This window comes from Saccharothrix sp. NRRL B-16348 (genome assembly GCF_001280085.1).
Taxonomy (GTDB): Bacteria; Actinomycetota; Actinomycetes; order Mycobacteriales; family Pseudonocardiaceae; genus Actinosynnema.
Genome location: NZ_LGED01000195.1, coordinates 83,308 through 109,474 on the forward strand (window position 1 = coordinate 83,308; position 26,167 = coordinate 109,474).

Here is a 26,167-nt window from a genome sequence, read left to right on the forward strand (position 1 = left end):
CGGATCCGGACACGTCCGACACTGCCCGCGCGATGTCCCGGGCCCATGCGCGTTGTGTGCGCGTTGTGTGACAGCGGCTCGCCGATCAGTCGACGAGCGGCGGCTCACCTCGCGGCACGGTGAGGGTGAACACCGCGCCGTCGTCGTTGCGGACGTCCAGGCGGCCACCGTGCAGGCGGGCGTTCTCCTGGGCGATGGCGAGGCCGAGGCCACTGCCTTCCGTGCGGCTGCGGGCGCGGTCGCCGCGCACGAAGCGGTCGAACACGACCGGTGCCAGCTCGTCGGGCAGGCCGGGTCCGGAGTCGGCGACGGTGACGCGCACGGCGTCGGGCGCGGTGCCGTCGACGGTCACCGTGACCGGCGCTTCGCCGTGCCGGACGGCGTTGGTCACGAGGTTGCGCACGATCGTGTGCAGGCGGCGGGGATCGCCGAACAGGGCGACGTCCCCGGTGCGCCGGACGGTGATGTCCGCGTCCGGCGCGCTCACCTGGACGGCGTCCGCGACCAGCGCTTCGAGGTCGACGGCCTCGGGCCGGAGTTCGGCGGCGCCCGCGTCGAACCGCGACACCTCCAGCAAGTCCTCGACCAGCGCGCCGAGGCGCCGCACCTGGCCGCCGAGCAGCTCCGCGGAGCGGGCGCGGTCCGCGGCGTCCGGGCTGTGCAGGCCGTCCGCGGCCGCGACCATCGACGCCAACGGCGTGCGCAGGTCGTGCGCCACGTCCGCGACGAACCGCCGTTGCTGCCGGTCCTTGAGCCGCAGCTGCTCGATGGACTCCCCGAGCCGCTGCGCCATCGCGTTGAACGACCCGGCGAGGTCGGCCAGCTCGTCCCGCCCCCGCACCGGCAGCCTGGTGTCCAGCGCGCCGTCGCCGAACCTGCGCGCGGCGACGGCGGCGGTGCGCACCCGGCGTTGGACGGCCCGTGCCGCCAGCACGCCCAGCGCGCCGCCGAGCAGGGCGATCACCGCCGCCACGACCGCGAGCCGGTCGCGCAGGCCGGCCAGCTCGCGGTCGATGCTGCGCGCGTTGTAGAACTCGGCGAGGAGCAACCCCGGCTCGACCTCGCCGACGATGACGAGCTGCGGTCCGTCCGGGGTGTCGGCGGTGTAGCGCACGGAGCCCCGGCGGTCCCGCGCCGCGTCCACCTCGGACACCGGCAGCTGCCCGGCGAACGACCCGCCCGTGCCGGCGACCGGGACGTACCGGCCGTCCTCGGCGGTGGAGACGGGGCCGGACGTCGGCGTGAAGTTGACCAACGCCCAGGTCAGGCCGAGCCGGGCGCGCATGTACTCGGCCACACCGCCCACCGCGGACTCGAACCCGGCGCCGCGGACGAGGAACTGGTGCGCTTGCTGGGCGTCGGAGTCGAACGCGGCCTGCGCGGAGGCGGTGAACCGCTCGCGGGCCGAGCCGGCCTGGAGCTGGTAGGTCGTCAACGCCATGGCGGCGGTCGTGACGAGGCTGACGGCCGCGACGGTCAGCACGATGGCGGCGCGCAGGCTCGGCCGCCACCTCACGGCTTGACCAGGCGGTAGCCGAACCCCCGGACGGTGCGCAGCAGCACGGGGTTGGCCGGTTCGGGCTCGATCTTCGCCCGCAGGCGGGCCACGGCGGCGTCGACCAGGCGCGAGTCGCCCGCGAAACCGTAGTCCCACACCCGTTTCAGCAACGCCTGCCTGCTCAGCACCTGGCCCGCGTGCTCGGCGAACTCGACCAGCAGCCGCAGCTCGGTCGACGTGAGGCTCAGCTCGACGCCGTCCCGGGTCACCGCCATGGCGGCCGTGTCGAGTTCGAGGTCGCCGATGGCGTGCACGTGCGGCCTCGGCGGCTGTGCGGGCGCGGACCGGCGCAGGATCGCCTTCACCCTGGCGTCGAGCACCCGCGGCTCGACCGGCTTCACCACGTAGTCGTCCGCGCCGCCCTCCAGCCCGACCACGACGTCCACCGCGTCACCGCGCGCGGTCAACAGGATCACCGGCACGGTGTCGTCGGCGCGGATGCGGCGGCACACCTCGAACCCGTCGACACCGGGCAGCATCACGTCCAGCAGCACCAGGTCCGTGGCCGCCCGCCGCTCGCCCAGGACCTCCAGGGCCTGCTCGCCGCTGCCCGCCACCGTGACCTCGTGCCCGAGTCCGCGCAACGCCCGCGCGAGCGCCTCGGCCAACGTCGCGTCGTCCTCCACGAGCAACAACCGCGGCACCGCTGGGACTCCTCGCTGTCGACCGGACCCCTCGCCCAACGGTATACCAGCGATTAAGCCGAACAGCCCACCGTCACACCGCGCCGCGGCACGGCAGTGGCACGACGCCGGGCCGGCTATGCTGTCGGCACCAGCCGCGCACGGAGGTCTGCTTGTCGCTGCCGCCCCAAGAGCCTCCGTTGGGACTTCGCGCCGCCTTGGCGTTCGGGCGTCCGCTGCGCGACGGTCTCGAACTGGTCCGCGGGCAGTCGCACCTCGGCACGATCGTCGTGCTGGGTTGCGGTCCGTGCCACGAGTCGCAACTCGACGGGGGAGACGTCGTCGACCGGGCGCTCACCGACGAGGCGATCCTCCGTGCCGCCCGGGACGACAACGCGACGGTGCTCGACGCCGGCCTGGGCCGGATCGTCCGGAAGAACACGGAGCTGCGCACGTCGCTGTCCACGCGCGCGTCGGGTGGCGGGACGAGGCACAAGAACGGTGAGCGGTTCTCCGTCGAGACCGGCCACCCGGTGGCGGTCGTCAGCGAGGAACGGCAGACCATCACCGTCTTCCACGGTGAGCGGAAGTACCTCCTGCGCACCCGCGACGAACTGCGTGACGAGATCCGCGACCTGATGGCAGGGCTCCGCTCCGCCCTGAGCCGCCGTGAGCGGCAGGCGAGCGGTGAAGACCGGCTGCGGGCCGTGCTCGCCGAAGTGGGCGAACACCTCGTGGAACTCGGCGCCCCGGGCCGCGCGCTGCACACCGAGTGCGCGTTGATCGCGGCGGAGCTGGGCGTCGAGTGGGAGGTCCCCGCCGACCTCGGCACCTCCACCTTCACCGCACCCGACGGCCCCACGGCGGCGGAACGCAGGCTGCGCGCGTTGTCCGACCGGCTGGCGGTGGAGCTGGACCTGTCGAGCAGCCGCGAGTTCGAGGGCGACCACCGCCTCAGCACCGGCCTGTACGTGCGCCGGACCCAGCAGGACGCCGTCCGCGACCTGCTCGCCCCGGCGGGCTACGACAAGCCGGTGCTGGTGAGCGGCGTGCCGGGTGAAGGCAAGAGCAGCCTGCTGTGGGGCCTGCACGAGGACTTGCGGGACGACCCGGTGCTCGTGCCCTACCTGCTGAACTCCCCGTGGCTGACCGGGAGCCGCGGTGCGCCCGCGCTGCTCGGCGTGGACGACCTGCGCGCCACCGCCGAGTCCGCGCGTGGTCGCGGCCGCGTCGCGGTCTTCCTCGTCGACACCGTCGACCTGCTGCTGCACGACGAGGCGCACCGCCGGCAGGTGCTCGACCTGTGCGACGCGCTGGCCGAGGCGGGCGGCCAGGTCGTGCTCACCTCGCGGCCGGAGGAGGCCCAGTCCCTGCCCAAGGCGTCGTTCCGGGGCGTCGTCCTGCGCCCGTACGACGACGCGGAGCTGCCGGTGGCGGTGGCCAAGCACGTCGCCGCGTTCTGCCCCGACTCCGCCGCGGGCGGTCCGGCGGAGCAGGTCGCCGCCATCGTCGACTCCGCCGCACGGGGGCTGACGGTGCGCGAGGTCGTGCTGAACCCGCTCAAGCTGCGCCTGCTGTTCGAGCTCTACCAGCCCGACTTCCCGTCGCTGGAGCACGACGTGTCCAGCCTCTACCGCATGTACTGGGAACGGCGCGTGCACACCGACCGGCGCGGCGAGACCGGTCTGGACGACGGCGCGGACCTCACGGAGGTCGCCGAGAACACCGCCATCGCGCTGCTCGCCGCCGGCCGCACCGAACTGGGCGAACCACCGCTGCGCCGGTCCGCCGCCACCGTCGCCGCGGGTCGGCGCCGGGCGGAGCGCGACGCCGCCGCGGTGACGGCCGAGATCGCCGAGGGCATCACCGGGCTGGCCCGGCGCGGCGTGCTCGTCCGCTCCGAGCAGGCCGTCCGGTTCTTCCACCAGACGATGTTCGAGTACGCCGCGGCGGTCGGCCTGCTCGACCGCGACGGCGACGCGGCGCTGACCTTCCTGGTCGACCACCTCAAGGCACGCCCGGACGACCTGTTCGTCGGCGCGGTCGTCGAGCAGGCGCTGATCCTGGCCTTGGACGACCCCGTCGTGTCGCCCGCCGCCGTGTCCCTGCTGGAGGGCATCGCCACCGACGGCACGCCCGCGTTGCAGCGGATCGCGTTGGGCGTCCTCGCGCACAAGCCGTCGCTCCAGGCCACCACCGAGCGGCTGGTCGACGCGGTGGACGAGGCGGCGTTGCGCCGTTACGCGCAAACCGTGCCGACGGTGCTGAAAGCCGACGTCGGCCACCAGGTGGACATGCTGGTCAAGGTGTGGCAGCGCAGTGTCGGCGCGCGCGAGTCGGTGCTGCTGTCCCTGGAGCGGCTAGGCGCGCGCGACCCCGCCGTCGTCGTCTCGGCACTGCGGGAACTGGACTGCGTGACCGTGGCCCTGAGCTGGAAGGACTCGCCCGCGCGGATGGTGCAGCTGGTCGCCCGCGTGCTCGTGGTCGCCGCCAAAGCCGACCCGGAGTGGGCGCGCGCCCAACTGCTCGCCCTGCTCGACGCCATGCTCGCCCGCAACACCCACCGCACCCTCCCGCTGCACCTCCTCGACGTGCTGGCCGACCACTGGGCGCGACTCGGCTCACCCGACACGGCCACCGCGGTCGAAGCCCGGGTCCTGCGGGCGCAGGAGGACCACGACGCCGCAGCCGGCGAAGTCCGCCGCGCGCTCGGGCGGATCATCGCGCTGGACTGGCGGGACCGGCTGACCGCGGGTGAGGCCGCCGACCAGTGGTGGCCCGCGTTCGTCGAGGACCTGTGCGAACGGCTCGACGCCGACTACTACAGCGTGCTCGCCAACGCCCAGTTGCACGCGATCTCGCACCTGGTCAAGTGGGACGTGCTGGACGCCGCGCGCGCGGTCTGGACCGTGGAGCGACTCGCCGCCGTGCCGGGGTACGGCGCTTTCGCGCTCGCCCACTCGTTGTTCGCGCCGCTGCTCGCCGCCGACGGCACGGGTTCCGCCGCCGCCGCCGTGGAACCGTTCCTGCTGGGGCTGCTCGACGGCCTGCCCGCGCCCGGTCACCAGCCTGCCGCCGGACCGCAGCGCCTGGCCCACGTGGTGCGCCAGGCGTTGCACGATGCGGATCTGCCCGCCGCTCGCCTGGCCGCGCTGCTGGCCGACGTCCCGGCCGCGCGCGAGGCGCCGAACTGGCTGTCCGACGAGCACCTCGCCGTCCTGCTCGTGCCCGCCGCGGTGGGCGGCCACCCGGTCGCGGGCGAGGCGTTCGAGCTGGTCGCCGCCGACCCGGGCGTGCTGTCCGAGACGGGGCTCAAGACCGCCGGGTACGACGCCGTGCGCCACCTGGGCGCCGACCCGCGGCTGCTGCCGCTGCTGATCGAGCAGAGCGTGCGCCGCACGTCCGCGGCGCCGTTCTCCGAGGTGGTCGACGACCTCACCGGCGGCCTGCTCGACGAGCTGCGCGCCCACTCCGCCCGGCTCACGCACCTCGTCGACCTGCTCTTCGGCGGAGGCGGTGCGGCGCAACGGGACGCGGCGAGCCTCTGGCGCCGCCTGCACCAGGTGGGCGCGGTGCCCGAGCCGGAGCACGAGGAGCTGGTCGCGCGGTTCCGGGCGACCCCGGCGCAGGCCGCGCGCGGCAACATCCTGGACCTCGCCGTCGACGTCGCCCTGCGGAACCCGGCACGGCTGGACGCGACGGACCGCCTGCTGCGCGACCTGTTCCGGGTCGACGCCGGGGCCGTGGTGTCGGCGCGTGACGGCGAACCCGGTCACGTGGCCGTGATCGCCAGGGCCGCCTGGCTGAGGCTGACGTGCGTCGGCCGCCCCACCGCGGAGGTCGACGCGCGGGAGGTCGTGGCCACGGCCGCGGCGGCGCCGACGACCACCGACAACCTGGCCGTGCTCGGGTACCTGATCAGCAGGCTCGCGGGGCAGGGAGCGCCGCGTGCCGCCGCCGACCTCCTGCTGGGCGTCACCGGGGTCGTGCGGGACGTGCCGTTGCAGCCGAAGCAGGAGAACCGCCTGGCCAACAAGCTGCGCACCCCGATCCGGATGATCATGCGTGCGGCCAGGCCCGGCCTGCAACGCGAGCTGCTCGCGCAGGCGCCCACGATGCCGCAGACCCACGCGCGACTGCTCGTGACGGCGGCGGCGCAGGAGAACTTCGCCGCGTTGCGGGAGAACCTGGCGGCGCTGCTGGACGAGGACCTGCCCTACGGTGTGGCACAGCAGATCCACGACGACATCAGGATCCGTTCCCGTGCCGCGGCCAGCGGCTCCCTGCCCGGCCTGCTCGAACCGCTCCCCAGGACGGTGCCCGCTCCGGAAGAGGCTCCGGTTCCCGGAGAGGCGACCGTGCCTGCTCCGGGCGAGGCCGTCGCCGCGCCGACGGTGCAGGCGGGCGGTCCGAGCAGCCACAACGACTTCTCCGGCGTCGCGCACACCGTCGTGCAGGCCGGCTCGATCGGCTCGGTCGTCATCGCCGCCGAAGCGCCCGCGCCGCCACCCGTGCCGCGGCAGCTGCCCATGGCGCCCCGCGGGTTCGTGAACCAGGTCCACGCGCTCGCCCGGCTGTCGCAGGTGCTCACGCCCGACGCGCCACCGGTCCACTGCGTGGTGGGGCTCCCCGGCGTCGGCAAGACGGCCGTGGTCGTCCACTGGGCGCACCTCAACGAGCACCACTTCCCCGACGGCGTCCTCTTCGCCGACCTGCGGGGCTTCCACCCGGCCGGGTCACCTGCGGAACCGGGGGAGGTGCTCGACGCGTTCCTCACCGCCCTGGGGTTGTCCGGCCGCGCGTCGGGGAACACCTTGGACAGCAGGGCGGCGGTGTACCGCACCGCGCTGCGCGACCGCCGGATGCTCGTGGTGCTCGACGACGCCGTGACCGCGGACCAGGTGCGGCCGTTGCTGCCCGGTGGTCGCAGCGTCGTCCTGGTCACCAGCCGTTCGGCGTTGCGAGGCCTGGTGGTCAGGGAGGGAGCCGCGGTGATCGACCTCGACCCGCTGCCGCCCGACGAGGCCGTCTCGCTGCTCGTCCGGGACGGCGGCGCCGAGCCCGCGGACACCGCCACCGCCGACCTGGCCCGGTGGTGCGGGTACCTGCCGCTGGCGTTGCGGATCGCCGCCGAACGCCTGGCGAGCGGCTACTACGCGACCACCGCCGAGTTCGTCGCCGAGCTGACGCGCGAGGCGGACGTGCTCGACCTGTTCGACACCGACGACGACGCCTCGGCCCTCCGGTCCGTCTTCTCGGTCTCCTACCGCCACCTGGCGCCCGAACCGGCCCGGGTGTTCCGCTTCCTCGGGTTGTTCGCGGGCACGACCATCGGCGTGGAGGCCGCCGGGGTGCTGTCGGGCCTGGGCACGGGGAAGGCGCGCCGGGCGCTCGACGCGCTCCGCCAGGCCAACCTGCTCGAACTCGTGCGACCGGGCCACTACCGCATGCACGACCTGCTGCGGCACTTCGCGGCCGAACGGGTGCGACAGGAGGAGGACGACGCCGTCCGGCGCGACGCGGTGCGTGCCGTGCTGACGTGGTACCTGGTGAGCGCCGCGAACGCCGACGCCGTGCTGGACGCGGCGAACCCCGAGGTGCCGGCGGTCCCCGGCACGGGCGCGGAGTTCGCCGACGTCCCGCAGGCGACCGCGTGGTTCGCCGCCGAACAGGTCAACCTCGTCGCGTGCGTGCGGCAGGCGGCCGGGCTCGGCGAGCACGACCTGGCGTGGCGGCTGGCCGCGACCCTGTTCGAGTTCTTCTACCGCACCAAGGCGTGGGAGGACTGGATCGACACCCACGTCACCGGCCTGGCGTCCGCGACGGCCGACGGCGACCGGCACGGCGTCGCGAACCTGCTCGGCAGGCTCGCCGTCGCGCACCGGGAGCGCCGCGACCACGAGTCGGCCGAGGAGCGCTTCCGCGAGGCCATGGCGATCTGGACCGACCTGGACGACGACCGCGGGCTGGCGTGGGTCGCGAGCCGGTACGCGCAGGCGTGCCGGGAACGCGGCCGGCACGACGAGGCCGTCGACCTGTGCCTGCGCGCCCTCGCCGCGGCCGAGCGGACGGGCGACCGCCAGGAAGCGGGCGTCATCCACAACAACCTGAGCGGCATCCACCGGGAAGCCGGCCGCCTCGACGACGCGTTGCGCCACTCGGATTACGCGATCGCCGAGTTCGAGGCCGTCGAGTACCGCCGGGGCCTGGCGTGGGCCCGGACCAACGCGGCGAACGTGCACCGGGACGCGCGCCGGTTCGACACCGCGCTGGACCTGTACCGCCTGGCACACGACGAACGCGCCCGACTCGGCGACCACTACGGCCGCGCGCTCACGTTGAGCGACATGGGGTACGCCCAGTGCCTGTCCGGCGACGTCGACACGGGCCTGACCACGCTCCACTCCGCCCTGACCCTGTTCCCACCCGACGACCCCGCCCTGGACCGCGTCCGCGCCCGCATCGCCGAGTTCGACCCGGACGGCGAGCGGACGGCCCTTCCCGGCTGAGCGCCCCCGTTCCCAACCACGGGACAACCCGCTCGGCCCTTGCCGGTGCCCGGGCCCGGTGCGAGCCTGTGTTCCCGGCTCGTTCGGCGGCAGGGTCGCCTGCCGGGTGCGGAGAACGTGGCACGCGCGGAGGGGCGATGGCCGAGTACCGGGACCTGCCCGACAGGTTCCGCGACGCGTTGACCTTCGGCCGTCCGCTGCGCGACGGTCTCGAACTCGTCCGCGAGAACGGCCTCGGCACGATGGTCGTGCTGGGTTGCGGTCCGTGCCACCAGTCGCAGCTCGACAGGGGAGACGTCGTCGACCAGCCCCTCACCGGTGAAGCGATCCTCCGTGCCGCCCGGGACGACAACGCGACGGTGCTCGACGCCGACCTGAATCGGATCGTCCGGAAGCACACGGAGCTGCGCACTTCGCCGACCACTCAGGCGACGGGCGGTGGGACCAGGCACAACAGCGCGGAGAGGTTCTCCAGCGAGACCGGTCACCCGGTGGCGGTCGTCAGCGAGGAAAAGAAGAAGATCACCGTCTTCCACAACGGGCGGCAGCACCTCCTCCAGGACAGGTCGGAACTGGAGCGGAAGGCAGGCCTCCTCATGGCCTTCGTCGCGTTCGGAGACGGCCAGGGCAGGACGCAGGCGTCGAAGGCCGAGTTGGAGGACTGTCTCGCCGAACTCGGCCGCGCGGAGGAACCGCCGCGGGCGCCGTCCACCGACACGGGGCTGGTCGACCGGCACGACCACCTCCGCGACCTGGGGAAGCGGCTCACCGAAGGCCCGTGGGGCGTGACCGTGCTGCAAGGGATTCGCGGCATCGGCAAGACGAAGCTCGTGGAAGCGGTGCTGGCGGACCTCGAACGGCAACGGGCCGAGGGCGCGTTGCTGCGGATCGGTCGCCACGACGCGCGGCCCGGCGCGGTGTTCGACGTCGCGACCCTCGTCGACCACCTGGAGGGAGGCCCGGACCCGCACCGGTCGACCGGCAAGTCGTCGCTCGTGCGGCTGGAGGTGGCGTTGCGCCGGCTCGGCGGATCCAGGGTCGTCCTCGTGGTCGACTCCGCCGAGAACCTCCTCGACGCCGACGGCGAGCTCGCCGACCCCGACCTGGACGAGGCGCTGGAGATGCTCGCGACCGGGTACGAGCACCGCGTCTCCGTGCTGGTGGTCAGCCGTCGTGAGCCGGTCTCGCCGAACGGCGGCACGTGGCCGAACGCCGAGCCGATCACCCTGGGCAGGCTGCCCGAGCCCTACTTCTTCACCTACCTCGCCGCGCTCGACCCCGTCGACAGCGGGAAGCTCGGCAGCCTGTCCGTGGCCGACCGCCGCGCGCTCTACGGCCGGTTGCGGGGCATCCCCAGGCTGGGCGAGCTGGCGCACGCGGTCGCCGTCGTCGAGGACAACCGGTTCGACCTGCCCTCGTTGACGGCCCACCTGCGGCAGCTGGACGCCAAGGCCGTGCCCGACGAACTCACCCACCTCCTGGTCGAGGGGACGAGTCCGGTACGACGACGGGTCATCGAAGCCCTTGCGGCACTGGACACACCGGTTCCCGCGGAGACGGTGGCCGGCATGGTCAAGGGCGCCGGGGCGGACGTGATCAGCGAGGAGTTGGACGCGCTCGTCGCCCGGCGGATCGTCCACCGCGCGGAGCACGACCGGTACTTCCTGCCCTCCGAGGACGGCCGGTTGATCATGGCGGCACTGCCCCGCAAGCGGGCGCGGCCGCTGTACGTCCTCGCGGCCGACCACCTGACGCCGCTTCGGAACCCCGAACCCCGCGAGATCGGCGACCTGCGCGTGTACTTCGCGGAGGTGGACGCGCTGCTGCGCGCCGGCGAGTTCGGCGCGGCCGTCGAGACGATGCACGGGCTGCACGACATCCTCGGCGAGTGGAACTGTCGCCACCTGCTGTTCCACCGGCGCAAGAAGCTGGTCGGGAAGTTCGGCGGCGACCTCCACTGGGAGAAGCTGAACCTCAACGCGCTCGTCGAGATCTACCGGTCGCGCGGCAAGTACGAGGAAGCGGGCAAGTGCCTCGGGGACGCGCTGAGGATCGCGCACGCCGAACAGGACGCCCTGAGCACGGCGCGGCTGCACACCAACCTCGCCGGGCTGTACTGGGAGATGAACGAGACCGAGCGTGCCCGCGGCTACTTCGAACTCGCCCGGGCGGAGAACGACCGGCTGCTCGATCCGAAGATCGACATCGCCACCGCCGAGGGCATCGCCGACTGCCACCGCCGCCAAGGCCGCTACGACCAGGCGATCCGGCACGCCGAGCTGGCGTTGGACGCGGCCGGGCGGAGCGACGCGGACGAGGTCCGGGCGTTCGCCGCGTCCCGGACCGTCACCATCGCCCTCAAGCTCGCCCGGTGGCTCGCCGAACTCGGGGACAGGGCGGGCGCCGACCGGTTCGTCGAGCTGGCGCGGACCACGTCGACCGCGGACGGCGCCGTGCCGTTGCGCGCGGCCTACCTCAACGGTTTCGCGGTCGCGCAGCACTACCGCGACGAGCGGGAGCTGGCACTGGCGTCGGCCCTCGGAGCGGTCGACCTGGCGTTGCGGCAGCGTGATCCGGTGATCCTGCTGGAGGCGCGGACCACGCTGTGCCTGCTCTACCTCCACTCCGGGGAGGTCGAGCGGGCCCGGACCGAGGTCGAGCTGGCCCGACCGTACCGCCGCAAGCACCGGTCGCTGATCGTGCAGGCGCTCCTCGCGCTGACGGCCCACCGGACCGGGGACCGCAGGGCGGCGTCGAAGGCGTTCCGCCGGTTGTTCGGCGAGGCGGAGAAGCGGATCGCGCGCGACGAGCGGGACTTCGCCGCCCGGGACCTGCGCGGGTTCGCGGTGTGCGGGCTGCACCTCCACAACGGTGACGACCTCGGCGCGGCCGTCGCCGACTTCGCCGATGCCAGGCTGCTCACCCCGCCGACGCCACCACTGGTCGGTCGGCTGCGGTTCATGGTCGAGCAACTCGACGGGGCCGGCGCGTTGCGGCCGGTGCTCGACGTGTTGTGAGACCCGTTCGCTCACAACCAGTGCAGCTCTTGTGCCCGCATGACCGCCTGGAGCCTGCCGCTCACGCCCATCTGCCGGTACAGCACCCGTAACAGCCGGAACATCGCCCGCTCGGAGTAGCCGGCCCGGCTCGCCAACCGTGCCACGGTCGTGCCGCCCGCCAGGTCGCGCAGCCAGGACAACTGGTCGGCCGACAGCGGGCTGTGCGCGTCCGTCTGCGAGCCGGCGGCGAGAGCGGCGGCGACGGCGGCCGGCATCACGGCCTGGCCACCGATCGTCGCGTCCACCGTCTGCCGGAGCGCGTCCACGCTCACCGAGCGCGGCAGCACGGACCGTGCGCCGAGCCGCACGGCCCTGGCTCCCGACGCGGCGGGGTCACCGTCCAGGACCGCGATGACGACCTGGGCGCCCAGCGTGCCGCACAGGCGGCTCAGGACGTCCCAGTCGTCCTCCGACAGCACCGTCAGCAGCACAACCGACGACGTCGAGCGGCGCACCCACGCCACCACGTCCGCCGGCGTCTCGACCGCGTAGCCCGCGCCGGCCAGGACTGCGGAGACGCCCTGCTGGAACACGGGCAGCGGATCCACGACCGCGACGCGGACGACCACGGTGACAGACGATTCCTTCCCCGCCTACGTCCCGCGCCCGGACGGTGGGCGGCGGCGCCGGACGGCAACCGCCCGGAGATCATCCCGCTCCGGCGCGGGGAGGTGCAGCACTCCGGTCAGGGTCACGCCGGCACGGGTCGGCACCCTGCCACCTGATCCGTCATGGACCCGCGGGAGCACCGGTTCGTAGCGTCGTGAGGAGGGGGCGATGCTCATGACTTACGACGACGACACAGGCAACCGTGTGCACCTCGACATCCGGCCCGAGGACCGCCCGGCCGACCGCGTGGCGCCACCGCCCCCACCGTCCAAGACGGTCCGAACCCTGATCCTGGACCACGCCGACCGCCACCGCGAGTGGGGCCCGGACCGCATCCACGCCCACTTCCGCAACACCCACCGCCGGCACGACATCCCGCTCACACTCGTCCGGTTCGTGCTGACGCAGGAAAAGGCCCGAGAGCGCCGCTAGCGCCCACCCGTGCCGGAACACCTCGGCGACTCACCCAGGACGACCGCGCAGACACCGGCGAGCCGTGCCCCGGTCGAGCCCTCCGGAAATTGTCGGTGCCCCTCGCTACTGTGCGGCCATGTGTCAAACGTGAACAGGGCCAGGGGGTGACAGGTGGACATCGAGGCAGCGTTCGACGAGTACCAGCGCGCAGTGGACGCCGACGCGGAGCTGGTCAAGGTGGCGCGGGAACGCGCCGCGACGTTCAAGGCGGCGTTCGAGTCCGAACCGGACGTGCGGAAGGCGTGGCTGTCCGGCTCCTTGCGTCGCTCGACGCAGCTGGACCCGGTGCACGACGTGGACATGGTGATCGAATACGACCTCGTCGATCACCCTGACTGGGGACAACCCGGCCCTTCCGCGGGCGAGGCCGTCGAGCACGCGCGCACGAGGTGCAAGGCACTGCTCGGCGATCCCGACGGCACGTTCGCCGAGCTGGTGCGGCGTGCGGATGGGCGCAACCGGGCCGCGAAGTGCTTCGTGGACGACCCCGACGACCCGGAAGCCTTCACCGTCGACGTCATGCCCGTGATCCGGCAGTCCGCCGACGCGCTGCACATCCCGGACGTCGAGGCGAGCTGCTGGATCACCGCGAACCCCGAGTACCTCATCGAGTGCGCCCAACGCCGTCACGAGAACTGGGGCCACTACCGACACATGGTCCGCGTGCTCAAGGCGTGGCGCCTGTCCGTCACCGGGACCGTGAAGATCAGGTCCCTGGTGATGGAAGTGCTGGCCTGGGAGTACCTGCCCGACGGGTCGACCAGGGCCGATGCGCTGGCCACCTTCTTCGAAGCGGCGGCCACCCAGGTCAACCTGCCGATCGAGGACCCGGCAGGCCTCTGCGGTCCCATCCAACCCGACCTCGACGTCGGCGCCCTGCGGACCGCGCTCGAGGAAGCCGCTGATATCGCGGCGTCCGCTCAGGTGGCCGCACGACGGGGGGACACCGACGAGGCCCTCGTGCTGTGGGGCAGGGTCCTGGGGCCGGAATTCCCCGCCCCGGCCTTGAAAAGCCGGACGACGTCCACCGCATCGGCCGCGCTCAGCACACTGTCGATGATCAACCGACCGCAGGGGTGAATGCGCGGTGACCCCGTGGTGGGAGTCCGACCCGGACCGGCTGGATCGGGATCGTCGGGAACTGGCCGAGAAGTTCCCCGAGCTGGTGCTCGACCTGGAGTCCGAGCCGGCGGGTCGGTGGCACGGCCGTCTCCCCGACTGGCCCTTCGACCGACCTCCACCCGAACGACTGGACGCGCTGACGGAGGGGAGCGGTCTGCTGCTCGACCTCCGCTACCGGCAGAGCTACCCGATGGTGCCGCCTCGCGTCTTCCCGCTGGCTCCGAGCCCCGAGGTGAACCTCCGGATGCGGCACGACTGGCACTTGCAGGGTGACGGCAGCCTGTGCCTGCTCCGATCCGAGGCACTGTGGACCGGGCGTGAGTCCATTGTGGATCTTCTGCTCAAGGCCGCCGGCTGGCGCGTCGAGTACGCGTTGATGACCGCCCGTGCGATCAAGTCCATGAGCGAGAACGGGATCGTCGACGACCCGGTCCACGACCACTTGGTGGAGGCCGTCGCATGTCTACTTCCGTCATCCTCCTGACCAGGGAGGGCGCTGCGGCCATCCGCGCCGGCACGGGCTGGGGCTTCGTCACGACCCGGACGTCCGACGCGGACGGGGTGGGTGTGGTGATCGCGGTGTCGGACGGGCGCGGATTCCCTCGACCGGTGGGGATCGTGGATCGGCTGCACTACCTGAACGTCGGTGACGCCAAGCAGAACTGCACCTGGCACCGCGTAGCGGCCGACGTCAACCACTGGTGGCTGCACTGCTCGGCGAAACGAGGTGTGATCGCCTTCGACGAGTTCGCCGGGATGATCCCGGGCTTTCGCCAACCAGGTGGCGTCACGTACCTCGCGATCACCCATGCGCCGGACCTCGACGAGCGGCACCGTCAGTGGGCGACACCCGAGTTCGCCGCCTGGCGCGTGACTCCCGCCGGCGTGCTGCCCCTGGACCTCGAAGTCCAGCGGGAGAAGGCGGGCACAGCCCTGCTGGAGTCGCACTGGCCGGTGGGGATCGTCGGTGCGGCACGGTTCCTGGTGGTCGGTCTGGGCAGCATCGGCGGCGCGGCCGCGCTCGCGCTCGCCACCGCGGGAGCAGGCACCCTCGACCTCGTCGACCCGGACCGGTTGCGTTGGCACAACCTGCCACGCCACGTCTGCGGCGCCCGGCACGTCGGCAGGATGAAGGCCGAGGCGATCCGGGCCGACCTCGAACTGCTGCGCCCGGACACGAAGGTCAACGCGTACGGCCACGACGTGGTGGAGGACGCCGACCACATTCGCGACCTGCTGCCCGATGTGGACGTGATCGTGTGCGCCGCGGACGGCGTGGCTCCTCGTCGGGTGGTCAGCCACCTGGCGCGACGCGCCGGGAAGCCCGCGATCCTGTCGTGCGTCCTCGCCGACGGCGCCTACGGTGACGTGGTCCGCCTGTGGCCGTGGCCCCATCACGGCTGCCTGACGTGCCGGACGGAGGCGTTGGCGGATGCGGGCGGTCTGCTTCCCGACCTCCACGCGGACGCCGGGTACGGCTCCGCCGGACACCCGATGACGGCGGTGGGCTCGGACCTCCACCTGGTCGGCCAGTTCGCGGCGAAGTTCGCGGTCGCGACCCACCTGCAGGGCAAAGGGCAGCACGACCAGCGATTCGCCGGGGAACACGCGGTTCTGGCGTTGAGGCCTGAGCCTGGCTGGGCCGCGCCCTACGACCTGATCCGGGCAGGCGAGGTGCGCTGGCACTCCGCGACACCGCCCCGAGCAGGCTGTTCGACCTGCGGACCGGCCTGAAGAGGTCGTCCACACGGGACGCGCTTGCGCGTCCGTGACAACTACGGCTATGCTGCGTGACATCTCGTTCTCGTGGACGTAGGCGGCTCCAGCCCCACCCACGGAATTCTCTTCAGATCCCCGGGACAGTGCCAGTTCACTGACCGCGGCCGGACGTGGCTTGTCGCCTTTCCCGTCGTGTCACCGGGTTCCCCACCTCGCGGCGTGGCCGCGGTATCCACCATTCCCGATATCAGGGAGAAAACCCTTGAACCACAACGATTCCACCGACACCCGGCTCGTCTCCGGCGTCCTCGACGTCGTGGACCGCCGGTCCGTGCTGCGCACCGACGGCTACCTGCCCGGACCGGACGACGTCACCGTCGCGGCGCACCTGGTGGCCGAACACGGTCTCCGGCGCGGTGACGAGGTGCACGGTCGCGTGGCGCCACCGGCGCGCGAGGGCAAGGCGCCGTCGCTGGTCACGGTCGAGGCCGTCAACGGCGCGCACCCACGCCACTCGCGGTCCCGGCCGGTGTTCACCGACCTCGTGCCCACCCACCCGCACGAACGGCTGCGGTTGGAGACGGAGGCGCACGAGTTGACCACGCGGGTGGTCGACCTGCTCATGCCCATCGGCAAGGGGCAGCGCGCGTTGATCGTGGCGCCGCCCAAGGCGGGCAAGACCTCGGTCCTGCGGGCGATCGCGCACGGCATCGCCAAGAACAACCCGGAGTGCCACCTGATGCTCGTCCTGGTCGGCGAACGGCCGGAGGAGGTCACCGACCTCTCCCGGGCGGTGCCGGCCGAGGTCGTCGCGGCGACCTTCGACCACCCGCCCCGGGACCACACCGCGCTCGCCGAACTCGCCGTCGAACGCGCGAAGCGCCTGGTCGAGCTGGGGCGGGACGTGGTGGTGCTGCTGGACTCCGCGACCCGCCTCGGCCGCGCCTACAACCTCGCCGCGCCCTCGTCCGGCCGGGTCCTGTCCGGCGGCGTGGACGCGAGCGCCCTCACCGCGCCCAAGCGGTTCCTGGGCGCGGCGCGCAACGTCGAGGGCGGCGGTTCGCTGACGATCATCGCCACCGCGCTGGTCGACACCGGCTCCGCGGGCGACGCGCTGCTCTTCGAGGAGTACAAGGGAACCGGCAACGCCGAACTGCGGCTGGACCGCAAAGCCGCCGCACGGCGCGTGTTCCCGGCCGTGGACGTCAACCAGTCCGGCACCCGCCGCGACGACCTCCTGCTCACGCCCCGCGACGCCGCGGCCACCCGGCTGCTGCGCCGTGCCCTGGCCGGCAAGGAGGACGCGGTCGACGTGCTCCTCGACGGCCTGCGCAAGACCGGCGACAACGCCGAGTTCCTGATCCGCCTCACGCACACCACGCCACGCTGACGTCCACGTTCCCGCAACGGGTCAGCGGCGCGACCCGACGCTGACGAACGCGACCGCGCCGAGCACCACCAGGCACCCGAGGAGCTGCGGCACGCTCGGCCGCTCGTGCAGCAGCACGACGCCCATCAGGATCGCGCCCACCGGCTGCAACAGCATCATCGTCGCGCCCGTCGCACTGGACAGCCGGGGCAACGCCGTGGAGATCAGCAGCCAGCCCGCGATCTGGCCGATCAACGCCAGCGCGAGCATCCAGCCCAGCACGGGCCACCCCGGCGACAGGTCGAGCCGGTCGGTCGGCACGCCGATCGCCACGGCCACCGCACCGGCCGACACCGTGGCCAGGAACAGTGTGTGGTCGCGGGCGCCGGGTCCGGTGCTCCGCCGCATCAGCACCAGGTAGGCGGCGAACCCCACCCCCGCGCCCAACGCGAGCACCGCGCCCAGCACGGGGTCCGGGCCGAACGCCGGCGTGCCCGCCAACCCGCCCGCGAGCACGATCCCGCCCACCAGCACGGGCGCGGCGTACACGAAGCGGTTCGACGGCCGTTCCCGGAACACCAGGTACGCCACCGCGGGCACGATCACCACCTGCACGGACAGCAGCACGGTCGCGATGCCCGCGCCGACCAGCGCGATCGCGTCACCCCACAGCACGAAGTCCACGCCGAGCCCGACGCCCGCCAGCAGCGGCAGCAGCAACCGCCGCCGCGCGGTGCCCCGCCGCCGTTCCCACCACAGCAACGCGCCCAGCACCGGCAGCGAGAACAGGCACCGCCAGAACGCGCTGGTGCTCCCACTGGCGCCGGACACCTTGATGAACACGGACGACAACGCGATGCAGAGGCTGCCCGCCATCGCCAACAGCGCCGGGTTCACCCTGGTGGGGGACGGCACGGTCGCCGGACGGGCTTCGGTCGTGGTCACCCGTCCACCCTGAGGTCCACCGACCATCAAGGACAAGCGAATTGTCGTCAGCGGAACCCGGTAGCATCTCTACCGTGTTCGGTCTGGAGCGGATGCGCGCCCTGCACGCCGTGGCGACCCACGGGACGGTCGCGGCGGCGGCGACGGCGCTGCACGTCACCCCGTCCGGCGTGTCGCAGCAGCTGGCGAAGCTGGAGCGGGAAGCCGGGCAGCGGCTGCTGGAGCCGCACGGCCGCACCGTCCGCCTCACCACCGCCGGTCACGTGCTGGCGGGCCACGCGGCGACCATCCTGGCCCAGGTCGACAAGGCGCGGTCGGACCTGGAGCTGCTGCGCGAGGACATCACCGGCCCCCTGCGGATCGGCGCCATCTCCACCACCGTGCACGCCCTGCTGCCGCCCGTGCTGGCGACGCTGCGCGCCCAGCACCCCGGCCTGGAGGTGACCCTGCACGAGGGCGAGGCCGAGGAGACCATGCCGCTGGTGGTCGACGGCAGGCTCGACGTGGCGGTCCTGGAGAGCTGGGAGCACCTCCCCGTCACCATGCCGCCGTCGACCTCGCGGACCACGCTGCTGGCCGACGTGGCGGACCTCGCCCTGCCCGCGAGCCACCGCCTGGCGCACCGCAAGGCCGTCGACCTGGCCGAGGTCGACGACCTGCCGTGGATCGCCTGGAGCGCGGGCTCGGGTTGCCACGACTGGCTCGCGCACGTGCTGCGGCAGCAGGGCGTGGACGGGCGGATCGCCTGCGCCATCGGCAGCTACCCGACCCAGCTGGCGCTGGTGGCGGGCAACGTGGGCGCGGCGGTGGTCCCGCGCCTCGGCCGCGACTCCGTGCCCGAGGGCGTGCGGATCCTCACCACCCGTCCGGCCCTGAACCGCACCATCTACGCGATCAACCGCGCCGAGGACGACGACCGGGGCGCGATCAGGGCCTGCGTGGACGCGCTGACGTCGGCCGCGGCCCGGTTCCACCACCTGGCCTGAACGCCACCACGCCCGAGCGCCCCCGCCTCCGACTCGACCGCCGTGCGATCGGGTCGGAAGCGGGGCGTACCGGTCTCAGACGCGCGTCACCTGGAACTGCTGGTTCTGCCCGCTGCCGCACGGGTACTGCTTGAACTGCAGGTTCTCCTGCGAGCTGCTCGGCAGGTCCAGGCACTTGCCGGAGTGCCGCGCGACCAGCCGGGAGTAGCCCGACCCGGCGTCGACGAGCGACCACTGCTGGTTCTGCCCCGAGTTGCAGCTCCACTGCACCACCGCTGCGCCGTCGGCCGTGCTGGCGTCGCTCACGTCGAGGCACTTGTTGGAGTGCCGGGCGATCAACTGGACGTAGTTGCCGCCCGCGGACTGCAAGCGGAACTGCTGGTTCTGCCCGCTGCCGCACGGGTACTGCATCAGCGCCGCGCCGTCGGCCCCGCTCGCGTTGGCGACGTCGAGGCACTTGCCGGAGTGCCGCACGGTGATCCGGTTGTACGCCAGGGCGACGGTGTTGATCGTGCCGGTCGCGGTGTCGATGACGAGTTGGCCGGCGTTCGACAGGTTCATGGTGGTGTTGTCGGAGAACGTGATCGGCAGCCAGACGTAGCTGGAGTCGCTCACGGGCCCGTTCCACGCGCCGGCCCAGCGGTCGCCCATGTAGAGGTACGAGGTCGTCTGCGTGCCCTGGATCGGCAGCACGTACGCCGGTTGCGAGCGGTACGTGGTGGAGTCGCCCACGTTGCGCATCGCGCTCCACGGGCCGGAGACGCTGGTGGCGGTGGCGTACTTCGCCTGGTTCGGCGACCAGCCCGTGGCGCCGGAGGTGAGCATGAAGTACACGCCGTTGCGCTTGAACAACGCCGGCGCCTCGCGGTGCCCGCCCGGCCACGGGTTGGCGACCAGTTGCGCGACGTTCCGGTAGTCGGCGTTGAGGCGGTAGATGTGCAGGTCGTAGTTCTCCCGCGCGGCCGAGATCATGTACGCCGTGCCGTCGTCGTCCTTGTACAGCGTGATGTCGCGCGACATGTGCTGCCCGAGCGGCCGGAAGCTGCCCTGGTAGGTGTAGTTGCCGTCCACAGTGGACGAGTAGGCCACCGCCGCCCGCGCCTCGCCGTAGTGCTGCCCGTTCTCCCAGTGCATCCACATCACGTACTGGCCCGTGGACGCGTTGTAGATGACCTTCGGCCGTTCCACCCAGGAGGTCCGCAGCTCCGAGTGGCTGTTCTGGGTGAGGACGTTGTTGCGGAACTCCCAGTTCTTCAGGTCGGTCGACCGGTAGACGGAGACGGCGCGGAACAGGTTGTCCGGGTGCCGGTTCTCGCCGAACCAGTAGTAGTAGCTGCCGACCTTGATCACGCCACCGCCGTGCGCCTGGACGAGGTTGCCGCCGGTGTCGGTGAACTGCACGCCCACGTCGACGGTCACGGGCGCGGCGTTCGCCGTGCCGCCGGGCAGCAGCAGGGTGGCCAAACCGACGGCCGCGGCGGTCAGCGCCGCACGCCACCGCCTCGGGGACAAGCGGGACATCTGGACTCCTTTGTCCGGGCCCACCACAGGGAGGAGAAACCGGCGTGGGCGACTCCGTGCGCACGCAATGTTTACGCAAACATCGCGCCCAATGCTGGCAGTGCGCGAGTGCCGGCGTCAAGCCTCGCTCGCCCTCCCGACGCCCGTCAGGTCCCGGTGACGGCTCGCCAGCTCGTCACGAACGCCCGGGTGATCGGGTGATCCTCGCCCAGCGCCCGTCGGCAGTCGGTCAGGGCGGCGTCGAACAGGGTGGTGGCCAGGTCGTGGTGGCCGGCGGAGTGGTGGGCGTGCGCGACGCGGACCCGGGAGATGAGGGTGTCCGGGTGGCCGTCGCCGAGGATCCGGCTGCGGGCGGCGAGGACGGCTTCGTACAGGGCGCGGGCGGTGGGCAGGTCGCCGAGCGCGTGGCGTGCCCCGGCCAGCGTGTCGAGCGAGACGAGGGTGTCGGGGTGGTCGGGGCCGAGCACGCGTTCCCGGTCCGCCGCGACGGCCGCGATCTCGGGCGCCGCCCGGCGGAAATCGCCGGCGGACAGGTGGGCGTTGGCGAGGTTGTGCCGCGAGCTCAACGTGTCGGGGTGGTCGGGGCCCAGCAGCCGGTCGCGTTCGGCGAGGTTGACCTCGTGCAGCGCGATGGCCCGGGAACGGTCTCCCGCTGTCTCGTGGACGTTGGCGAGGTTGTTGCGGAGCGTGAGGGTGCTCGGGTGGTCCGGTCCGAGCGCGGTCAGGGCGGTCCGGTAGGTCTGCTCGTGCAGCGGGACGGCGCGGGCCAGGTCGCCCGCCGCCTCGTAGGCGCCGGCGAGGTTGCTCGCGTGGGAGAGGGTGTCGATGTGGTCGGGGCCGAGCTGCCGCGTGCAGGTGGCGAAGGTGGCTTCGTACAACGGGATGGCCGACGTGAGGTCGCCGACGTCCATGTGCACGCCGGCGAGTTCGCCGCGGACGGAGACCGTGCGGGGGTGTTCGGGCCCGACCGCGTCCTCCATGCCGGTCAGGGTCTCGCGGTACAGCCGTGCGGCGTGCGCCAGGTGTCCCGCCGACCTGTGGGCGCGGGCGAGGTTCCCGCGTGCCGCGAGGGTGTCCGGGTGACCGGGGCCGAACGCGCGCTCGAACCCCGCGACCACCTCCTCGTGCACACTGATCGCCCGCGCCACGTCGCCCGCGATCAGGTACGTGCTCGCCACCCGGGCGCGGGAGATGAGCGTGGCGGGGTGGTCGGGACCGAACATCCGTTCCCGGTCGGCGAGGGTCTTGCGGTGCAGGGGGATCGCCAGGGCGAGTCTCCCCGCCGACAGGTAGGCGTCGGCGAGGTCGCCGCGGGAGACGAGGGTGTCGGGGTGGTCCGGCCCCAGCACCCGTTCGCGGTCGGCGAGAGTGGCTTCGTACAACGGGATGGCGGACGCGAGGTCGCCGGTGGACAGGAGCTTGTCGGCCAGGTTCGCCCGGGACGTGAGCGTGTGCGGGTGGTCGTCGCCCAGCACGCGTTCGCGGTCGGCGAGCGTCGCCCGGTGCAGCGCGAGCGCTTTGCCCACCTCGCCCGCCGCGTGGTAGGCGTTGGCGAGGTTGTTGCGGGAGTTCAACGTGTGGGGGTGGTCCGGCCCGAGCACGCGCTCCCGGTCGGCGAGAGTCGTTTCGTACAGGGGGATCGCGGACTCGAGATCGCCCGCCGACTCGTAGGTGCCGGCCAGGTTGCCGCGGGCCGACAGCGTCTGGGGGTCGTCCGGGCCCAGGACGCGCTCGCGGTCGGCGAGGGTGCGGCGTTCCAGCTCGATCGCCGTGGCCAGGTCGCCCGCGACCCGGCAGGCGTTGGCGAGGTTGCCGCGGACGGTGAGCGTGACGACGTCGTCGTCGCCCAGCTCCTCCTCGCACTGGCGCAGCACCGCCCCGAACAGCGCGACACCGCGGCTGACCTCCCCCTTGTCCACGTAGGCGCCGGCCAGGTTGTTCAGGCAGCCGAGCGTCTCGACGTGCCGCGGACCGTGCAGTCGTCCGGCCGCGCGGGCCGCGCGCGTGCACAGGGCGATGGCGTCCCTGACCGCGCCCTGGTTCCGCAGGAACTGGCCCAACGCGCCGAACAGGCGGCAGGTGGCGGCGGTGTCGTCGTCGTGCGCGGTGTGGTCGAACAACGCCATCGCGTGCGGCAGCACGGCTTCGTAGACCGGCCAGGACGCCGGGAGGCGGTGGTCCAGGCCGTCGACGGCGCGCGCGATGACCGAGGTCGCGGTCCGGCGTGCCTCCGCGACGTCGGCGGGCAGGCGGAACGGGTCGTCGGCGTCCGGCGTGCGGGCGACGGCCTGGACGAGGCGGTGGACGCCGACGGTCGTGCCGGTGAGCGTCACCATGCTGTAGGCGGAGAGCTTGCCGAGGGCCTCGCGCAGGTCGGGTTCGTCGGCCGACCCGCTGAGGAACGCGCGCGGCACGGCGTCGGGGGCGTACCAGGCCAGCAGGCGCAGCACCCGCACCGCGAGCGGGGTGTCGGCGAGCCGTTCGAGGGTGACGTGCCAGACCCTCGCCATCGTGCGCTGCGCGTCACCTCCCTCGGCGGTCGCGGTGAACATCCGCGCCGGGAACCTCGCCAGCGAGTCCAGGTACTCCGCGACGGTGATGCGGGTCTGGGCGATGTAGGCGGCGGCCTGCTCGATCGCGAGGGGCAACCACCCCAGCTCCGTGCAGAGCACGTCGGCGCCCGCGAGGTCCGCTTCCGGCCACTCGGCGCGCACCAGCCGCGACAGCAGCTCCACCGCCTGGTCCGCCGGCAGCACGTCCACCGCGACGGTCGCCACCGCGCCCCAGCCGAGGCGCTTGCGCGAGGTGATCACGATCGTGCCCGTGCGCACGCGTTCCAGCAGCCACTTCGCGTCCTCGGGGCCGGTCAGGTTGTCCAGGACCAGCAGCCAGTCGTCGTGCGTGGCCAACCACCGCACACCCAGCCCGACGCGTTCCTCCAACGGCACGCGCGCCGCGTCGGGCGCCACCGCGACCGCCAGCTCCGCCAACCCGGCGTTCACCGCGGCGGGCGAGTCGGCGACCACCCACCAGACGAACGCGAACCGGTCCGCGCGCACCTGCGCGAACCGCGCCGCCAACGTCGACTTGCCCACCCCGCCGAGCCCGTGCACCGCCACCACGGCGGCCCGACCCGACCCGGACACGGCCTCGTCCAGCCGTCCCAGCTCGTCGTCGCGGCCGACGAACGGCCCGGAGACCAGCGGGGCACGACCCACGCCGGGTGGCGGCGACACCGACTCCATGGCCGGCGCACCACGTCCGGCCGTGACGTCACCGTGCACGGTCACGTCACCGGCCGCCTGGAAGACGACCGAGGCGCCCGACGCGACGACCGCCTGCTCGACCTCGCTCACACCCCCATCATCGCGGCCGGCGCCCGGCACGACCAGCACCCGCTACGCAGCGGCACGGTGCACTCGACCGGACCACATGGCGTGATGGATCGGGTGAACCGCGCCGTCGACCCCTCCACCGGGGCACGGGACGGCACTAGCGTCCCGAGCGTCGAGCACCAGGAGGTCGTCGGATGCGCGGGTTCGCCAAGTTCGCCACTGCCTTGTCGTCAATCCTGCTGGCGTCGGTCCTGGCCGCCGCCCCACCCGCCCACGCGGCGCAGACCGATCCCACCGAGTGCTCCGCCGAGCTGTACCACGGCGACCGCAGGCTCGGGCCCGAGCGCCTGCCCGTGGCGGGCGAGGTCGGTCGGCAGCTCGTCGGGTACAGCCGCACCGGTGACCTCTCCGAGGAGACGTTCCTCGACACCTACTACGACGACGAAGCGGGCTCGTGGCGCTACCCGCCCGCGGACGGGTACCAGCTCGACGGGTCCGGCGCCCCGGTCAAGTGGCAGGAGACCCTGGACGAGGGCGAGCGGATCGACCGCTACGGCAGCGAGTACGGCGCGTTCCTCGCGCCCGAGGGCCTGCCGTACACCACCCGTTCCATCCCGCCGCAGAACCTCGTCGGCACGCCCGCGGAGCAGTGCAACTACCACGTCTACCTCGTCATCAGGGACTTCGACGTGGACGCGGGCCCCATCGCGTCGTGGTTCGCCCAGTCCGGCGGCGGCGTCCAGTACCAGCTGCGGGGGGCGCTCGTGCCGGGTGCGCCGGAGCGGCTGAACGTGATGTGGTTGCTGGACAACGACTACCTGCAGCGCCTGCGCTGACCGTGGCGCCGGGCTGCTCGGCCGAACGGTCGACCCGCACTGTGTGAACGCCCCGATCGGCAATCCGTACTCGACGGACCGCCGTGCCGCCACCACCATGGGGTGGAGCGCGGGAGGTGCGTCCAGTGGACCCGGCAACGCGGATTCCCATGGCACGAGGTCGGCTGCCGGTCGTCGGGCACGCCTGGCCGATGATGCGCGACCCGTTGGGCTTCCTCGGTTCCCTCGCCCGCCAGGGACCGCTGGTCCGCATCGCGTTCGGCCCGGTGAAGGCGGTCGTCGTCTGCGACGCCGGGCTGGCGCAGCAGGTGTTCCGCGACGACCGCACGTTCGACAAGGGCGGTCCGTTCGTCGACCGGGTGCGGGACGTGGTGGGCAACAACCTGTCCACCTGCCCGCACCACGAGCACCGCAGGCAGCGGCGGCTGCTGCAGCCCGCGTTCCACGTCGGCAGGTTCGACGCGTACGGGCGCACGATGGCCGCGCAGATCGCCGACCGGGTCGACGCGTGGCGGGACGGTCAGGTGCTCGACGTGCCCGCGGAGATGGGCATGCTCGCCACGAACGTGCTCACCGCGACCATGTTCTCCGACACGCTGTCGCCCGCGGAGCTGAAGCAGTCGCAGGAAGACGCGGACGTGCTCGCCACCGACATCCTGCCGCGCATGATGATGCCGAGGGCGCTCACGAAGCTGCCGCTGCCGGTGAACGTGCGGTTCGCGCGGGCGCACGCCCGGATCAGGGGGAAGGTCGAGGCCATCGTCACGGCCCGGCGGGCGGAGGGCGGCGACCGGGGCGACCTGCTGTCCGCGCTCCTCGCCGGGTACGACGAGGAGTCCACCGGCGCGGACCGGACCCTGTCGGACCACGAGGTCGTGGACCAGATGCTCACCTTCCACCTCGCGGGCAGCGAGACGACCGCCGTCACGCTCGCGTGGGCGCTGCACCTGATCGCCCGCCACCCCGACGTCGAACGCCGCCTGCACGCCGAAGTGGACGCCGTGCTGGCCGGGCGGACCGCGACGACCGACGACCTGGCCGCGTTGGAGCTGACCGGCCGCGTGATCACCGAGACCCTGCGCCTGCGCTCGCCGGTGTACATCCTCACCCGCCAGGTCACCGCCGACACCGAACTCGGCGGGCACCCGCTCGCGGCGGGCACCGTGCTGGCCTACAGCCCGTACCCCATCCACCACGACGCCGACCTGCACCCGGACCCGCACCGCTTCGACCCCGACCGCTGGGACCCGGCCCGCAAACCGGCGCGCCACGCGTTCGTGCCGTTCGCCAACGGCGCCCGCAAGTGCATCGGCGACAAGTTCAGCCTGATGGAGGCGACGTTGGCGCTGGCGTCCATCGTCACCCGGTGGCGGCTGGCGCACCTGCCCGGCGAGGAGGACGTCCGACCCGCCGCGGCCGCCGTGATCCGGCCGCGCCGGCTGCGGATGCGCGTGACGAGCCGGGTGTCGTAGCCGGCGGTCCCGGGTCGTTACGCTGGCGTT

16 protein-coding genes are annotated in these 26,167 nt (G+C 72.9%); 10 read left to right on the forward strand and 6 right to left on the reverse strand.

The genetic code is table 11. The features are described 5' to 3' along the window. Positions 1-85: 85 nt before the first annotated feature. Complete coding sequence (locus ADK67_RS19020; protein WP_053717775.1) at positions 86-1,516, reverse strand: sensor histidine kinase; 1,431 nt, start codon at positions 1,514-1,516, stop codon at positions 86-88. Next, positions 1,513-2,202 (reverse strand): response regulator transcription factor, encoded by a 690-nt coding sequence (locus ADK67_RS19025; protein WP_053717776.1) that lies wholly within the window; start codon positions 2,200-2,202, stop codon positions 1,513-1,515. The genes ADK67_RS19020 and ADK67_RS19025 overlap by 4 nt, the downstream gene beginning before the upstream one ends. A 179-nt stretch (positions 2,203-2,381) precedes the next feature. Between ADK67_RS19025 and ADK67_RS19030 the strand changes: the two genes are divergently transcribed. Then, on the forward strand, positions 2,382-8,690 hold the full coding sequence (locus tag ADK67_RS19030; RefSeq protein WP_053717777.1) for a tetratricopeptide repeat protein: 6,309 nt from the start codon (positions 2,382-2,384) through the stop codon (positions 8,688-8,690). 137 nt (positions 8,691-8,827) lie between these two features. Continuing rightward, positions 8,828-11,707 carry a tetratricopeptide repeat protein gene (locus ADK67_RS19035; protein ID WP_053717778.1) on the forward strand — a complete coding sequence of 960 codons (2,880 nt, stop codon included), beginning with the start codon at positions 8,828-8,830 and terminating at the stop codon, positions 11,705-11,707. A gap of 11 nt (positions 11,708-11,718) precedes the next feature. Here ADK67_RS19035 and ADK67_RS19040 read toward each other — a convergent pair whose 3' ends face one another. Then, positions 11,719-12,318 carry a response regulator transcription factor gene (locus ADK67_RS19040; protein WP_053717779.1) on the reverse strand — a complete coding sequence of 200 codons (600 nt, stop codon included), beginning with the start codon at positions 12,316-12,318 and terminating at the stop codon, positions 11,719-11,721. Between the two features lie 208 nt (positions 12,319-12,526). Between ADK67_RS19040 and ADK67_RS19045 the strand changes: the two genes are divergently transcribed. From ADK67_RS19045 to ADK67_RS19065, 5 genes are all read left to right on the forward strand, one after another. Continuing rightward, the gene (locus tag ADK67_RS19045; RefSeq protein ID WP_053717780.1) at positions 12,527-12,790 is read left to right on the forward strand and encodes a hypothetical protein; all 264 of its coding nucleotides are present in this window, start codon (positions 12,527-12,529) and stop codon (positions 12,788-12,790) included. 153 nt (positions 12,791-12,943) lie between these two features. Further along, entirely contained in the window at positions 12,944-13,912 is a 969-nt protein-coding gene (locus ADK67_RS19050) for a hypothetical protein (RefSeq protein WP_053717781.1), read from the forward strand. 7 nt (positions 13,913-13,919) lie between these two features. Next, positions 13,920-14,438 (forward strand): hypothetical protein, encoded by a 519-nt coding sequence (locus ADK67_RS49105; protein WP_053717782.1) that lies wholly within the window; start codon positions 13,920-13,922, stop codon positions 14,436-14,438. Further along, positions 14,414-15,688 (forward strand): ThiF family adenylyltransferase, encoded by a 1,275-nt coding sequence (locus tag ADK67_RS19060; RefSeq protein ID WP_082403580.1) that lies wholly within the window; start codon positions 14,414-14,416, stop codon positions 15,686-15,688. Before ADK67_RS49105 ends, ADK67_RS19060 begins: the two co-directional genes overlap by 25 nt. Positions 15,689-15,935: 247 nt before the next feature. After that, positions 15,936-17,063 carry a transcription termination factor Rho, short form gene (locus ADK67_RS19065; protein ID WP_053717784.1) on the forward strand — a complete coding sequence of 376 codons (1,128 nt, stop codon included), beginning with the start codon at positions 15,936-15,938 and terminating at the stop codon, positions 17,061-17,063. A gap of 21 nt (positions 17,064-17,084) precedes the next feature. On the opposite strand, the gene ADK67_RS19070 is transcribed toward ADK67_RS19065, so the two are convergent. Beyond that, positions 17,085-18,014 (reverse strand): DMT family transporter, encoded by a 930-nt coding sequence (locus ADK67_RS19070; protein ID WP_157620584.1) that lies wholly within the window; start codon positions 18,012-18,014, stop codon positions 17,085-17,087. Positions 18,015-18,061: 47 nt separating this feature from the next. Here ADK67_RS19070 and ADK67_RS19075 point away from each other — a divergent pair, with 47 nt between their 5' ends. After that, positions 18,062-18,973 (forward strand): LysR substrate-binding domain-containing protein, encoded by a 912-nt coding sequence (locus ADK67_RS19075; protein WP_053717786.1) that lies wholly within the window; start codon positions 18,062-18,064, stop codon positions 18,971-18,973. A 75-nt stretch (positions 18,974-19,048) separates the two neighbouring features. Here the strand turns inward: ADK67_RS19075 and ADK67_RS19080 are convergent, their stop codons facing one another. Both ADK67_RS19080 and ADK67_RS19085 read right to left on the reverse strand, forming a co-directional pair. Next, the gene (locus tag ADK67_RS19080) at positions 19,049-20,494 is read right to left on the reverse strand and encodes an RICIN domain-containing protein (protein WP_053717787.1); all 1,446 of its coding nucleotides are present in this window, start codon (positions 20,492-20,494) and stop codon (positions 19,049-19,051) included. A gap of 146 nt (positions 20,495-20,640) precedes the next feature. Continuing rightward, on the reverse strand, positions 20,641-23,850 hold the full coding sequence (locus tag ADK67_RS19085) for a tetratricopeptide repeat protein (RefSeq protein WP_053717788.1): 3,210 nt from the start codon (positions 23,848-23,850) through the stop codon (positions 20,641-20,643). A 173-nt stretch (positions 23,851-24,023) separates the two neighbouring features. Between ADK67_RS19085 and ADK67_RS19090 the strand changes: the two genes are divergently transcribed. Both ADK67_RS19090 and ADK67_RS19095 read left to right on the forward strand, forming a co-directional pair. Further along, positions 24,024-24,665, forward strand: a complete 642-nt coding sequence (locus ADK67_RS19090) for a TNT domain-containing protein (protein ID WP_053717789.1) — start codon at positions 24,024-24,026, stop codon at positions 24,663-24,665. Between the two features lie 149 nt (positions 24,666-24,814). After that, positions 24,815-26,137: a cytochrome P450 gene (locus ADK67_RS19095; RefSeq protein ID WP_053717790.1), complete on the forward strand. Its 1,323-nt coding sequence runs from the start codon at positions 24,815-24,817 to the stop codon at positions 26,135-26,137. Positions 26,138-26,167 lie beyond the last annotated feature (30 nt).

Coding starts and splice junctions, on each gene's coding strand:
- ADK67_RS19035 (WP_053717778.1), top strand. CDS start 8,828: ATGGCCGAGTACCGGGACCTGCCCGACAGGTTCCGCGACGCGTTGACC.
- ADK67_RS19045 (WP_053717780.1), top strand. CDS start 12,527: ATGCTCATGACTTACGACGACGACACAGGCAACCGTGTGCACCTCGAC.
- ADK67_RS19060 (WP_082403580.1), top strand. CDS start 14,414: ATGTCTACTTCCGTCATCCTCCTGACCAGGGAGGGCGCTGCGGCCATC.
- ADK67_RS19070 (WP_157620584.1), bottom strand. CDS start 18,014: ATGGTCGGTGGACCTCAGGGTGGACGGGTGACCACGACCGAAGCCCGT.
- ADK67_RS19080 (WP_053717787.1), bottom strand. CDS start 20,494: ATGTCCCGCTTGTCCCCGAGGCGGTGGCGTGCGGCGCTGACCGCCGCG.
- ADK67_RS19090 (WP_053717789.1), top strand. CDS start 24,024: ATGCGCGGGTTCGCCAAGTTCGCCACTGCCTTGTCGTCAATCCTGCTG.
- ADK67_RS19095 (WP_053717790.1), top strand. CDS start 24,815: ATGGCACGAGGTCGGCTGCCGGTCGTCGGGCACGCCTGGCCGATGATG.